Origin of the sequence: Paraglaciecola sp. (assembly GCF_030730205.1) — a bacterium.
Classification (GTDB): Bacteria; Pseudomonadota; Gammaproteobacteria; order Enterobacterales; family Alteromonadaceae; genus Paraglaciecola.
The window spans coordinates 1-14,041 of record NZ_JANQVQ010000158.1; the positions used below are offsets into that span (position 1 = coordinate 1).

Consider the following 14,041-nt stretch of genomic DNA (forward strand, 5'->3'; position numbering starts at 1 on the left):
TTATTGGTAACGCTCATAGTGGTTATTACGAAACCCTATTAAACGGCGGCATAATTGGCTTAGTTTTAATGGTGCTTTTAAGTCTTAAAATTATTAAAGATCTGGTGCAAGGGTATATTACGCAAAAAAGCGGCGAGCTATCTGCAGCACTCATCGCCATTATTTTATTGCAATTGATAGTAAATGCAGTGGGTTACATCATTTTAAATCATAATAGTGCCGATATGGTAATTTATACAGTTGTATCGTTTATGGCCTCTTTTATGCTCTTGCAAAGTAAGTTATCAAACACAAAATTTTAGCCAAGTTATTCTGAAAAATAAATTAAAAGTGTTTTTTATAAAAATATGGGTGAGCAAAGAGTTAAATTATGACATATACCACTGAAGACATTGCAGTTGTCATTCCAGCATTTAATAGTGCGAGTACGATTGAAAAATCGTTAGAAACGATATTTGCTCAAAATCAATTGCCTGGCGAAATTATCGTTGTGGATGACGGTTCATCTGATGGCACAGAAGCAGTTGTAAAAAGTTCTAAATATTCATCAAGTATAAAATATATTCGTCAAGACAATGGTGGGCCGGCCGCCGCTAGAAATACAGGGATTTTTAGCACTGATAAATCATGGATTGCGTTTTTGGATGCTGACGACAATTGGATAGATGCAAATAAGCTATCTGAACAAATAAATATGGCGAATAAATACCCCTCTGCCACTTTAATAGATACTTTTGCAGACATTGATTGGCACGGAAGTAAAATTAAGAAAAATAGAAAATTAAAATCAGGCAAGGTATTTGAAGGTTTCTTAACTGAAAATATAATAAATGCCACGTCTTCGGTACTTGCAAAGTGCAAAAGTATTAAACAGCTTGGTGGTTTTGATGAGGATTTACGTTTTGGCGAAGACAGACTGTTGTGGGCAAAATTAGCCCAGATTGGTGAAGTTCACACAGTTCCCCAAGTGACTGTAATGAAGTTTAATGAGGTCGGAAACTTAACTTCAAATGGTGCTAAAAATTACCCCCATCGACTCAAGTTGGTTAATGCACTATTAACGTTGACGCAGTTCACAAATGAGCAACAAAAACGAATTTGGATGGATAATTTAGTTGAGTTTTTACGTTTGGATTTTCAAACTAACAACGTCGAACATTTTTTACATGTATTCGCGGATGCGTGGAAATTGTCAGGAGAAAAAATATTACTAACGCGTTATTTTCCGTTAGCACTTTACGCCAAATTATTTGGTAGCTTCAGGCCCTTGATTAAGTCTGTTGAAAAGTGACAGCAAGCCTTAAATGAAAGCGTTTGCTGATAGGATAATAGCACATAACGGTACGTCAGACTCTTTGGTAAAACATTGACTAGGATGCATGGGTGAATTATTTAGGCTCACTTGAAAGCAATCACACAACATAGCGCTTTACCCAACTAACATAAAATTGAATTAATAAAAAGAGAAGTGCTTACTTTGTCAAATAATCTGGTTAACCTGAATTTTGTTTGTACTACCCGTAACAAATATGTATTTACGGTAGTCTTAACCCAATCAATATTAGTAAAACGTGCAACTATGCATCTCGCAGCCTTACCACAAAGGGGGCAAGTTGCCTTATGAGTCTTTTAAAAACCAGACTCAGCCGACTGTTTTGGGTCTTTTTTGAAAAGTTTGGATTGATAGGCCTGTCAATCATTTCATTTTTGGTCTATGCACAGTATTTAACACCAACAGAGTTGGGCTTGGGCGTATTACTATTAAGCCTGGTTGAGTTTTTTGGCATGTTTTTTGTTGCTATCATTGATAGTTCAGTTATCAGATTAAAAGAGATCACCAAAGAAAATGATGGCACGACATTCTGGTTACTATTCATTGTCAGTTCTTTAATAGCCGCAGTTATTTTTGCTGGGTATTATCTCTATTTTGACGATGTTACCGCACTATGGGCAGGCTTGATTGCGGTGGTGTATTTGCCTGCTCAATCAATTACTCGGGTGCATATACTGCACTTACGCAGACAAAAATCATTCAAATCACTGGCAAACCGAACTCTTATTGGCAAAATTTGTGGTATGACGGTAGGTATCTGGTTGGCGGTATCTGGCTTTGGCGCCTTTGCTGTCGTGTCACAAGCAACTGTTATGGCGTTAGTTTCTTCGTTCATATTACTTTATTTTGAACGCCGCCCACTGCCTTTCATTATAGATTTTAAGTGGGCGAAGGAGCAGTTTTATGTGGGTTTTCCTGGTTCATTAAAAATGACAAACTTAAACTTATTTTCTAAAGGCACTATTTTTATTATTGAGTCGTTTTTAGGCACGGCTGCCGTTGGTTTTTACAATTTTGCCAATCGCTTAGTCGAGTTGCCAAGAACCGCAATTATTACCGCGTTAATGGGCTATGCTCACCCAGTTTTTTCAGACAAAAGAAACAGAGGGCAGGCCTTAGATGGTTTTTTTATTCTTAGTACAAAAATTGCCCTTTTGTTTATTATGCCCATGTTTGTTGGCTTAGGGCTAATTGCAGAACCATTGTTAGGGGCATTATTCGACGACAAGTGGTTACCTTCAGTCGATATTCTTATTGGTATCGCGGTGCTGACAGCTTTTAATATGTATTTTATGTTTTTGCCCAGCGTATTAGTCGCCACCGGTCAAAACCGCTTGGGGTTAAAAGGTCAAGTCACCATCTCGGTAATAGCACTGGCTTATTTAGTATTGACTATTAATGATCAGGGCCTTATCGCCGTTATCTATGCCTTAGCCATCAGAGTTTTTGGAGTAATCGCTGTCAATTTTTATGCAATGAACAAAGTGTTAAGCAACATTAAAATGTCATTTTTAAAAAGCTGCACTTACAGTACGGTTAGTTGCGTCGTGATGTGGTTTGCGGTTAAAGCGGGTATGCAGTTTGTCGTCACAGATAATCATTGGCTAACAATATTATTTAGCATTGCAATAGCTGGAGTGAGCTTTAGTGTGAGTTATTTCTTATTGGACAGAAAAATAAGCACACAAATCAAAACGTTTTTTAGTAAGTAAGTCAGAGGTTTGAGTGCCACAAGGAGAGATAACAAGTGAATAGAGCATTATGTTTTGATAGCGCAAAAGGGGTTAACAAAATTTATACTGTATTCCACCATATTATAAGAGGTGTTTAGAATCATTTAGATTTTATAATGTGGTTTATAAATACGAAGAGTTATCTATCAGTTTCCTGACGGCGGCATTGGCACATCAAAGTATCTAAAGTCATTTTTACCTACAGGCGTTTTGTTTAGCCCTCAGGACATATTCTGCCCTGAAGTAAAAAGTACTTATATATAAAGAATAGCTTTGTTGTTTTCTCGAGTGGTTAATCTTAGTGCTTTAACCCTGGCTTTATGAATTAGCGAGAACACTAAAAGGCTCTTAGTGTTCTATTTTTAGAATGAATTAATGAAGCATTCTTTTTAAATTATTTTTGGCTTGATGGGGTAAGTTCAGTCTTTTGATCTAAAGCAGTTAAAAGAAATCCCAAAGACTCCTCCTTACTAACTGAAAGCCTGGCATTTACATCATGCCAATCTATCGTGTGATTGAGTGCTCTTGTAATGTCGCTTTCAGATTTTACCATTCTAGCTTGCAATGCAAATAAATTTAATAGTGAATTAAAGCGTGATATACCGCGGCGCTCGTTACCAATTACGATAAAAGGTACATTAAACAGAATAGCGAACGCGCACCCATGAAACGAATCAGTTATCAACAATTTGGCTGTATATATACCATGTAACCAATCCTGTACGGGGGGGGCTATTCTCTCTTCAATTGGTGCATTTAGCTCTTCTGTACGAGTATTGAGCCTGCTTATTTTACAAGCAAAACTTTTTGATACCTTTGCAAAGACAGTGTTAATAAAATCTGAATTATCAAGAACATAGCTTGTCACCGTAGAGGTTTTCTCTAACCCTTTGTCAGTAAGTAGCGATAAGTAGTCTTCTGCGGCCAAAAGCAGCGTTGGGTCTAATACGTGGGTGGCATCAACGGCAAAATGCTCTTTGCATTGAGTAACTGCCAGATCTTCTCTGACACTAATCGCGGAAAACTTTTTAAGCAAACTGGCGCATCTTTGTGTTTCAAGATCAGTATATTTCCAATCGTCGTTACCAAATGATGCAGCATAAGAAATTCTTTTGAGGTTAATTTTATCAGGATCCGCAAAGTCGAAAAAATAGTTATAGATGTCAGGCGTATATGATGGTTTCCAGACTTGATCACTGCCAACAATAATTGCGTCTAGTCTTAAGTTTTGACATTCACGCAGTAAGTCGTCGCCGTTATATAAAGCCGCGCTTTTAGGCTTTATATAATGGTCGGTAAATTCTCTTGCATGTATTGATACCTGATCATATTCCAATTTGGCTTTCAGAAAGTCAAAGATGGGGGCAGGTTTGCGTAAAATATATTTTTTCACAACACCTTTGGGTAGCGAAATCAGATAGCGTAAAGGGTTGTACTTGTTTCTCTGCCTGTCTAAAAAGACCACATCGATGTTGTTTTTCTTTAGCACATTGATAAGCGCATATGCCTGCAAGTTGCCACCATAATTAGTATGCAGGGGAAGGGTAAGAATTCCGACTTTCATTAAATTTCCTATAAGATCTTAGGTTTGTATTTTAGCGCAGCCAGGTTCAGATTCACACTCATGAAATTAGTTTGGGCCACAAGAATCCATGAACAAATCATCTGGTGCTAAAGCCTTAACCAACGGGTTTGCAATGTTAACCAGTCAAGTTTAACAATTTAATGCAAATTCACGCCTTATTTGTTGTGATACGACTTTTAAGCATCCCAAACGCGCAAACAAAATTTGAGGACTTTTGAACATTTTTTTATTGATATAAAACTGCCTGAGAAGACTTTTAGAACTACTATGTGCGTTTCTATGACCAATTCTATAAACAGCGCCATAAAAAGGAAGTTCTGCCAATCCTAAGCCTCTTTCTTTGAGGTTATCTTTAACAAACATATGGCTGCCTAAAAACAACTTCATTTCCTTTTCAGAGAACGTTGAAAAATCAAATACACTGCTTTTTATTATCAAAGAGCTCCCACATTTACGATCGAATCTATCAAATTTCATCAGTAGCTTTCCTTGATCTCCCCAAACGTATCCTTTATTAATAAACCAGCCATTAGCATTTGGGTGCGATTTTGCATGGCTAACAAGATTTTCATGCACAAAGTCATCGTCATCTACGATCATATAGAATTTGCCTAACTTACCAGAATTCATGGCTGACAATACTCTTCTGCCTTTATCAAATCGAAAAGACTCATGGAATTCTTCTTGGGTTGCATCACCCCTTTCGTGTAATCTATTTGGGTCAAAGTCTACAGCAACTAAACTAATTCTATTGTCTTCAAAGGGCGGCAATTCGGAACTGGAATTCGCTACGACAAGGCAGTTCCAATCACCATCAGTTTGGTTGGCTATTGACGTAAGTGTTTGCTTAAGATAGTGAACAGTATCGTTCCAATTTGGTGCATTTTCATGGTGCCTTACCGGCACAATAAAAGTCAAAACAGGTTGCATATTTTCGTCCTTTTAAGTGTTTCTTATTCGTAGAATAAGAAAATCGCAATATTCCCGTTGTCTTTACAACTCAGGGGTGACAGTTATTTGTAAAATGAATTGTTTGTTTAGTAAACACTCCTTTAATGACCAACATTCAAGCATATTTCTTGCCACTTCATTAAGATGATGGTGTTTGCGTTATGACTGTTTCCTGACGTTTAGCAGTGCTTCAGGGTTTGGCATCGATGAATCATCATATAAGTCGGCAAATCCGAATTGGCGTAAAATTTCTAGTCCTTGCTGATACGTCTCATCTGATACTTCTTTTTGCCAAGAATTTATTGGCGATGTGCCAGATAAGACATTGCTTGCAGTACCAACCACCCTACTGGGAGCGTTTATTTTATCTTTCCCCAGCTTAAAACGTGACGCGATTTCAGGCCCTCTGGCAAAAGAAATAATTTTTTTAATTTCTTGTTCAGGAGAGGCATAAATCTGCTCATAAAAACAAATATGCAGTTCGTTAACAGAAAATTGACGAAGTGGTACATAGTGAATAATGGCCCAAATGAGTATCTGGTTTAAAACAAAGTCGTTTTTAACACTGGTTGATTCAATAATGTCTTTAAACGGTAACAAGTAGTCTTGAACCAAGTTTTGCTGCAGTAAAAAGTTCATTGGCTCAGTTTCCCAACACCAATGTGATTTTTTTTGCTTGGAAAGCGCCACTGCAAAAGGGTTACGGATGAGCATGACAGGTTTTACTGTTGGATATGCGCGAGTAGCGGCGAAGCAGAGCAAGTTGACAAAAATATCTTTAATCAAGAGCCCTTTAAAACATAAGGTGTGGTTATCCCGGTCAACGCTCTTGTGGGCATACTTTCCAGAAAAAATGTCAGCGAAGATTTCTTCTATTTTACCATTGAAATCCGCAGGACGACAGTATTCATGAGGTCTGATAAAATTAAAGTCGACGACTCTTTGCGGGTGCACCGGTTCAAACATTTCCCGATAACGCTTATCATGATTAATCAGGTTTGCCACCCAAGTTGTGCCGCTGCGGCCGTCACCAATTATCCACAACGTGTCTTTGTAGTTGCCCAAATAGTAATTTGATCGGACGATAAAAAATTTAGCATAGTTTTTAAGTTTTAATTTGATCCCGATCCCGAACATTCTTATTTACCTTAAGATATCTTCTAATGCGTTCGCAACACCATTCATAAAAATACCACCTAGGTTATTGCGTTCAACTGCAAACAGTATCGCAAAAAATTACTGTTTTCGTTAGAATAGAACTGTGTTGCGAATTTAAAATTTATACTGAAATAGTTGGATTTCTTCTTTATAAAAATCAGCAATAAAATTTATAGCGTTCTGTGTAAAATTTTTATCAAAATTGCCTTTTTCACCTTCTATTTTATGGGGTAAGGGCACATTGGGCAGATTGCCCAGTTCAGCTGCTTTCATGTAGTCTTCTGCCAAATTCTCAAATTTAACAACATAGTCTAAATTGATTTTTCCATTAAACTCTTTTAACCAATAAGTCTGTGGTCGCAAGTATCCAGTGCCAGCAAATTGAGTGATAAATTGTTCAAAGCTCAGATTAGGATTAATACCATAATTTTTCTGGTGAATTTCATCTCTCAAAACATTTTTGTACCATGAAAGAGCCCTATGCCAAGGGTTACGCACAACGGTAAACTTAAAATATTCCTGGTATTGTTTGGCGTTGACAGTCAGGCCATTGTTTGGATTTGCCTGGCTACGAAACCCTTCTCTTACTCTGCGTATGTAATCTTTAATATTGTCTGCATTCTTAAATACACTGAGTTGAAGACCGGGTTGTTCAATCATTCGGATGCTGCGATGATCCTGCCCCGCTCTGCCTTCATGGCCATCAAAGTGGCCCAAAATATTCTCGATACTTGTCCCCGCACATTTAGGTATATGGACAAAAATACATTTGTGTTTATGTGATATCACGTAAGTTCCTTTTCATATTTCGTCTGTATTTATGGAAGTCCCATTAGCCTGATTAATACTTTATAATAATTTTTCTATAATTTCTGTAGCTACTTTAACTTTATAAACGATTTTAAATATCGGTTAACGCTACACGTCTTTTACTTCTTTCACGCAATATTCATATAGCATCAGCCAAACTGATGAAAAATTTTGCTTTAAGTGTCAAAAAGCAGATGACAGATTTATTTGGGGAATAACTAGTTAAATTTATGCTAGGTTGAACTGTGTGATTGAGGGGGAGTTTTTTACAAAATATTTCTAAGTGTCCTCCTGATGCTAATCTTGGATTGTAATATTATAAGGATGGTGTTTTTGCAGAATTCTAAACACCCTTTGGATGAACAAAGAACTGGATTGCACCTGGTAAAAGTTGTAACTGCAATGGTAGTCGGTAAATGGCTAGTCATTAATTTCCTTAAGTAAACTCTATTCGGTAAAAAGCACTACTTTTGCAGTGGCGGGGAAGAGTTTTGTGATTGCACGTTAGAATTGGCCTGAGTATGTGCACATTTTTTCGACACGACAAACATATGACAATGGTGGTCTCAACCTGCAGAGCAATGATGAAGCAAACGCCATGCGCAACGATTATCAACACAGAAAACAAAAAGACAGGTGCAACGTTGATTGGCTTGGCCCTTGTATTCGTATAAATGGGTGTAAAAATGTAAAAATGTAAAAATGTAAAAATGTAAAAATGTAAAAATGTAAAAATGTAAGCAGGTTTTACATGTTTAGAATCAATATTTTTTACAGGTTCAGAATATCTCAAAATGGGAGAATTTTTTTTACAATAATTTTGTATCTTATGTATATGAAAACTATTGTATTTTTTAAGTTCGGTGTTTTCTTTGTGTTTGTGGCATAAAGTGTGCTTGCTTAATCAGTATTGGGAGACACTTAACATAGAGAGACACGACATGGATTTAAAGCAGTTTTTACGTAAGTATTCAGCACTAATGGGTCTCTTTGCGTGTTCATTCAGTTCACATGCTGGTCTGTTAACCTTTAATGGTGCAGAAGTCTCAGCATTAAATTTAACTGGGCACTATTCTTCTTTTGCAGAATTTTATGACTATAACAGTTCAAAAAGATGGTCTTCAAATACTGGCTTAGAGCAAAATGACACCGTAATTTTATTTACTGCAGAGTTGAATGATGAATTCGCCATCTTTGCTACCATTAGCAAATTTGGAACAGGAAAAGCTGGCGGTTTATTTGTGTCATATGTTGGATCTGCAGGCGCAATGTTATTTACAAATGACCCGGATGATTTAGTCAGCCCCAGCGGGATTTCATATAATTATTTTAAACGTCGCAATGATGGTTTTATATATGGTGATCTTGATGATTCGCTATGGACATTTGATTTGAGTTTAAGTGAGGCGAGGAATCTTAGCGGAGTTAGATATATCAGTTTCGCTGATGGTACTCTTGGCAACGCAAGTGCTTCTGAATTGTTGGCTATTGGCACAGGTTTCTCAATCACTCATACCTCTGCTAATATAGTTCCTGATGCCAAGGCAACAGTTGTAGACGCACCCGCTTCATTAGCGATTTCTGTGCTAGCTTTGAGCCTTATGTGTATGTCAAGACGAAAAACTGCCTAATTAACTATATTGCTGTATAGTATACAAAGCCCACGAAAGTGGGTTTTTTTTGGCCCCAATCTACTGCGCTTTCTATACACATACAGTTTTGAAAACGCATTTTTAAGTAAATTCATGTTTTTAATGAATCCAGTCAATATGTACTTTTAATTTTGGTTATCGTGTTTGCTAGTGTCAATGAATTTTACATATTGAAAATTAGAATGAAATCCTAAATCTTTAGATGTAAAAGTTTGTTTTTTAAGTGCTTGAAAATTGGGTGTTTTTGTGGGGTCTTAGTTTTTATTTTTGGTTGTGGTATGAGTTTTGCTTTATGAGAGTTAGGTTGCAATAATGATTCAAGTTTAAGGAATACAAAATGAATTTTAAGAATTTTTTAGTTAAATCTCTAGCAATAACGACTGTCGTCGTTGCTTCAATGGGTGCAAACGCTGGGCTTTTATCACTAAATGGCACAGAGGTTAAAGCGTTAGATTTGAATGGTACGGTTTCTTCTTTCGAAGAGTTTTATGACTATAATGGTGCTAATACATGGTCATCGAATACGGGTCTAGAAATAGCTAATACAGTGGTATTATTTACCGCTGAGTTAAACAATGAATATGCAATATTTGCAACGATTAGTGCGTTTGACGGTGGTAGTAAAGGTTCTTTATTAGTTTCTTATCTTGCTTCTAACGGGTCTATGTTATTTGTGGATGACCCTGATGAATTAGTTGGTACCACTGGTATCTCTTTTGCTTATGCCGCAAACCGTAATGACGGTTTCATTTTTGCAGGTTTAGATGATTCTTCATGGAATTTTGATTTAAGCTTGAACAACGCTAGCAATGTTACTGGTGTTAACTATATTAGTTTCACCGATGGTTCATTGACTGGAGCTAAGGAGTCAAGTTCTTTGGCGATTGGAACGAATATATCAATTGCTAATACTACAAGCTCAGCTGTGGCTGTTAGCGCACCCGCCACTGCAGCTTTGTTCTTGTTAGGTTTGGGATTTATTGGCTTAAGAAGCCGTAAGACTGCTTAATTTAATACAATTTCTAATTTCAAAAACCCGCTTAGGCGGGTTTTTTTGTGGCAAAAAATGACAGTGATTTTATTTGCTCTGTCCTGAAATTGTTGCAATTATTTTATGATTGATTTCAATGCTGTGTTTAAAACGCCTCAACTTTTTAATAAAAAATATTGGCCGCAAGTGACTGATTTTTAAAAGAGTCTAATTTGTTTAGAACTCTCTTTTTGACGATCGAACTTAATTAGTGATCTTTACACTTGCTTTCGAACCGTTTTTTATATGGTATATCGTTTTGATGACGTAAAACTGAGTCAAAATATTACCACCTTCGGAGTATAATGTGTATCTATCGATATAAAATGAAAGGTTCTCACTCCGAGATCCTTTTTATCAGATGCAGTGTCTTTCATTGCGCTCCCGATTTAGAGTCATATAAATATGATCCCCTAGTATTTCTAGTCCCACTACATCGTAAATAAAGTCATATCCAATTTTAAAAATTATTTTCATCTTAGCTTCGGTATAAAGCTTAATAAACACTGTGCGACGATACTTTGGGATTAACACTAGATGTTAAGTTAATTAATAGACAATAAGGTAACTTTTTAAAGTTCTCGATGCTGTCGAGCACTTGGAGTAAGTGCCCCAAATTTGTGCTGCGCAATTAAAGTCCTAACAAATTATGCTCATCATCAGAGTTTTTAGCCTCATAAATAAGGTAAATAGGGTTACTTGCCTGAATTTGATAGCCTTCATCGATGTTAAGTAGTCCTGTTTCTTCACCAAAATAGGCTTTACCTGGCGCTGTGTTATCCGCTAAACAGCTGGTATTGGCGATGTTATTATTGGTAGAGTCAAGTAAGGTAATAAACGTATCAGTTGTGCATACAATGGCGACGTATTGCGATTTTAGGGGCAATATATAATCAGTTGAAAACATGTCAACGCTACCAAAGGTTGTTGTTTCGTAGCCATCATCATCAGCATGTTGAATGGCGGCAACAGGCTTATTGGCCAAAATATGCAGGGCGCTACCCTGACCGTGTTTTGTGTTGAGGCCGATTGTGATTTCTTTTATCCCGCCAGTATTTAGGGTAAAGCTTTGGCTTGCACCATTGTCAGAATGGACAGTTATTTGTGTATTATCTTCTAAAGCCGCCACATAAGCCCATTGTGAACGAATGCCCCACAACTCTTTTGCCGCTGGTTGTACAGGGTAGGCATCTCTGTTTAGGTTTGTAGAGTGCGAAACCAGAATGGGTACATCTGCGTGAATACTACCTCCGACTTTCGTCGCGCTCCCTGCATTAAAGGTATGTACTTCACCGGCTGTTAAAGTGATGTTATAGGTATCCTGTCCTCTCTTTATTTGTACTTGTGTATCAACATAAGGGCTGAGTAGGTAGTAAAAATGGGTATAGCGAATATTCGGTATGGCAAATTGCGTGCCTGAAAAATTAGCCGGTACGGGCATATCGAGTCCGTCAGCATCAGTTCCTGCTGCAAAGGGCTTATCTGCGGTTACAAACTCGCCTTGCGTATTCACAATGTAACTAATGGTTTGCCCTTTATTCAGGGTCTGAGCAATTCCATCTACTGTGAGTGTAGTATTGTTTTCTAAACCGACTAATTTTACTGTTTTGCCAATCCACTCTGGATTGAGAAAATAATAGCTGTTTTCTACAAGGCTTGGAGCTACTTCAAAACGAAGAATATGTACTCGCTCATCGTTCGATTTAGCATAAAGGGTGTAATTACCACTTGGCAGCGTTCCAAAATTAAATTGATACGTGCTATTAATTAAATTTGCTGGATACCAGTTTTTGCCGTTAAGACTAAATTCTAAGGTGCCGATGGTACGGTTATCATATATTGTTGCCGTGGCAATGAACGTGTCTGAAGTATAGATGTTCAAGTTATCATTGTTAGCTATATAGCCTAACTGAATAATGGGGATTTCTGCTTTGTTTCCTAACAAATTATGCTCATCATCAGAGTTTTTAGCCTCATAAATAAGGTAAATAGGGTTACTTGCCTGAATTTGATAGCCTTCATCGATGTTAAGTAGTCCTGTTTCTTCACCAAAATAGGCTTTACCTGGCGCTGTGTTATCCGCTAAACAGCTGGTATTGGCGATGTTATTATTGGTAGAGTCAAGTAAGGTAATAAACGTATCAGTTGTGCATACAATGGCGACGTATTGCGATTTTAGGGGCAATATATAATCAGTTGAAAACATGTCAACGCTACCAAAGGTTGTTGTTTCGTAGCCATCATCATCAGCATGTTGAATGGCGGCAACAGGCTTATTGGCCAAAATATGCAGGGCGCTACCCTGACCGTGTTTTGTGTTGAGGCCGATTGTGATTTCTTTTATCCCGCCAGTATTTAGGGTAAAGCTTTGGCTTGCACCATTGTCAGAATGGACAGTTATTTGTGTATTATCTTCTAAAGCCGCCACATAAGCCCATTGTGAACGAATGCCCCACAACTCTTTTGCCGCTGGTTGTACAGGGTAGGCATCTCTGTTTAGGTTTGTAGAGTGCGAAACCAGAATGGGTACATCTGCGTGAATACTACCTCCGACTTTCGTCGCGCTCCCTGCATTAAAGGTATGTACTTCACCGGCTGTTAAAGTGATGTTATAGGTATCCTGTCCTCTCTTTATTTGTACTTGTGTATCAACATAAGGGCTGAGTAGGTAGTAAAAATGGGTATAGCGAATATTCGGTATGGCAAATTGCGTGCCTGAAAAATTAGCCGGTACGGGCATATCGAGTCCGTCAGCATCAGTTCCTGCTGCAAAGGGCTTATCTGCGGTTACAAACTCGCCTTGCGTATTCACAATGTAACTAATGGTTTGCCCTTTATTAATAGTTCGCAATTCCCCGTTAAGCATTAAACTCGTGTTGTCTTCTAATCCTACTAAGTTTACAGATTGCCCTACCCAATCAGGGTTGAGAAAATAATAACGATAGTCTGCCGAAAAGTTTACTGGTTGTATCGCTCCTGAATTTACTTTTACATATAAAGTGTGTTCACCACCTTCGACTGGCCCAAGTTGCTCAGAAGTGAACGTTTGATTTATTTGTGTGGAGGGAGACCACGTTATTAAATCAAGACTGAATTCTATCTTTTCTATCTCGCTGATATCGCCTGAAATAAGTGTTGCTGTAGCTGAAAAGGGCGCCTCTGCGGCAACTGTTTTAGGGCCTAAATTAGCATTGAATGTGATACTTACCGGGAATAGAACTTCCTTTTCATAAACTTGTATATTACTAAATATACTATCTGCACTAGGATTTGTTACATCATGAGCCATGGCGAAAAACAAATAATTCATAGCACCGGTATAATATTCCCCAACGGGAATCACAAAATGTTGTAACTCGCCAATATCTGTGTAAATAAAGTCTTGAATTCCATAAATTTGAGAACCAAAAAGATTGAAATTATTTTCCTCATTTAAAGTCAGGTCTGCGTCAAATCCTATTCCATGAATTTCACCTTGTATTGTTGATACAAAATCAAACTCAATGACGGTGTTTAACGTAATAACGTAAGGAAAGTTAATCGCTCGCCAACGGTTGCCGACTAAGTTAATTGTTGCGCCACCGCCTTCTATTGTGACCGTCCCAATATTAAAATCTTCACCATCGTTACCGTAAATAATAGTGGGATTAACATAAAAGTTAATCATATCCTCTGAAATAGGCTTGCTCACATCGATATCAAATATCTGAATATCTTCACCCGCGGCATTGCTTACCCGTAATTGCGCTGAGTTGATGCCAATTTGTGAGCTAGAAGGTGTCCAACTAA

Annotated in this window: 9 protein-coding genes and 2 pseudogenes; 5 read left to right on the forward strand and 6 right to left on the reverse strand. The window is 37.6% G+C overall.

What is annotated here, in order from left to right:
• The 3 genes and pseudogenes from NWQ57_RS10765 to NWQ57_RS10775 all read left to right on the forward strand — a co-directional run.
• A pseudogene (locus tag NWQ57_RS10765) lies at positions 1-302 on the forward strand (O-antigen ligase family protein); the annotation flags it as partial.
• A gap of 68 nt (positions 303-370) precedes the next feature.
• On the forward strand, positions 371-1,291 hold the full coding sequence (locus NWQ57_RS10770; RefSeq protein WP_306022153.1) for a glycosyltransferase family 2 protein: 921 nt from the start codon (positions 371-373) through the stop codon (positions 1,289-1,291).
• 329 nt (positions 1,292-1,620) lie between these two features.
• Positions 1,621-3,045: an oligosaccharide flippase family protein gene (locus NWQ57_RS10775; protein ID WP_306022154.1), complete on the forward strand. Its 1,425-nt coding sequence runs from the start codon at positions 1,621-1,623 to the stop codon at positions 3,043-3,045.
• Between the two features lie 415 nt (positions 3,046-3,460).
• Here NWQ57_RS10775 and NWQ57_RS10780 read toward each other — a convergent pair whose 3' ends face one another.
• From NWQ57_RS10780 to NWQ57_RS10795, 4 genes are all read right to left on the reverse strand, one after another.
• The gene (locus tag NWQ57_RS10780) at positions 3,461-4,630 is read right to left on the reverse strand and encodes a polysaccharide pyruvyl transferase family protein (RefSeq protein ID WP_306022155.1); all 1,170 of its coding nucleotides are present in this window, start codon (positions 4,628-4,630) and stop codon (positions 3,461-3,463) included.
• A gap of 150 nt (positions 4,631-4,780) precedes the next feature.
• Positions 4,781-5,581 carry a glycosyltransferase family A protein gene (locus NWQ57_RS10785; protein WP_306022156.1) on the reverse strand — a complete coding sequence of 267 codons (801 nt, stop codon included), beginning with the start codon at positions 5,579-5,581 and terminating at the stop codon, positions 4,781-4,783.
• A 180-nt stretch (positions 5,582-5,761) separates the two neighbouring features.
• Entirely contained in the window at positions 5,762-6,739 is a 978-nt protein-coding gene (locus NWQ57_RS10790) for a sulfotransferase domain-containing protein (RefSeq protein WP_306022157.1), read from the reverse strand.
• Positions 6,740-6,874: 135 nt separating this feature from the next.
• Complete coding sequence (locus NWQ57_RS10795) at positions 6,875-7,549, reverse strand: sulfotransferase family 2 domain-containing protein (protein WP_306022158.1); 675 nt, start codon at positions 7,547-7,549, stop codon at positions 6,875-6,877.
• A gap of 962 nt (positions 7,550-8,511) precedes the next feature.
• Here NWQ57_RS10795 and NWQ57_RS10800 point away from each other — a divergent pair.
• Positions 8,512-9,201: a hypothetical protein gene (locus tag NWQ57_RS10800; RefSeq protein WP_306022159.1), complete on the forward strand. Its 690-nt coding sequence runs from the start codon at positions 8,512-8,514 to the stop codon at positions 9,199-9,201.
• 358 nt (positions 9,202-9,559) lie between these two features.
• Positions 9,560-10,231: a hypothetical protein gene (locus NWQ57_RS10805; protein WP_306022160.1), complete on the forward strand. Its 672-nt coding sequence runs from the start codon at positions 9,560-9,562 to the stop codon at positions 10,229-10,231.
• Between the two features lie 378 nt (positions 10,232-10,609).
• Here NWQ57_RS10805 and NWQ57_RS22670 read toward each other — a convergent pair whose 3' ends face one another.
• Positions 10,610-10,786 (reverse strand): hypothetical protein, encoded by a 177-nt coding sequence (locus NWQ57_RS22670; RefSeq protein WP_372340909.1) that lies wholly within the window; start codon positions 10,784-10,786, stop codon positions 10,610-10,612.
• 97 nt (positions 10,787-10,883) lie between these two features.
• Positions 10,884-14,041 (reverse strand): annotated as a pseudogene (locus NWQ57_RS10810) (hypothetical protein); the annotation flags it as partial.

What these genes read in the sequence shown, in the direction of transcription:
- NWQ57_RS10770 (WP_306022153.1), top strand. Translation starts at nt 371, where the DNA reads ATGACATATACCACTGAAGACATTGCAGTTGTCATTCCAGCATTTAAT.
- NWQ57_RS10775 (WP_306022154.1), top strand. Translation starts at nt 1,621, where the DNA reads ATGAGTCTTTTAAAAACCAGACTCAGCCGACTGTTTTGGGTCTTTTTT.
- NWQ57_RS10780 (WP_306022155.1), bottom strand. Translation starts at nt 4,630, where the DNA reads ATGAAAGTCGGAATTCTTACCCTTCCCCTGCATACTAATTATGGTGGC.
- NWQ57_RS10785 (WP_306022156.1), bottom strand. Translation starts at nt 5,581, where the DNA reads ATGCAACCTGTTTTGACTTTTATTGTGCCGGTAAGGCACCATGAAAAT.
- NWQ57_RS10790 (WP_306022157.1), bottom strand. Translation starts at nt 6,739, where the DNA reads ATGTTCGGGATCGGGATCAAATTAAAACTTAAAAACTATGCTAAATTT.
- NWQ57_RS10800 (WP_306022159.1), top strand. Translation starts at nt 8,512, where the DNA reads ATGGATTTAAAGCAGTTTTTACGTAAGTATTCAGCACTAATGGGTCTC.
- NWQ57_RS10805 (WP_306022160.1), top strand. Translation starts at nt 9,560, where the DNA reads ATGAATTTTAAGAATTTTTTAGTTAAATCTCTAGCAATAACGACTGTC.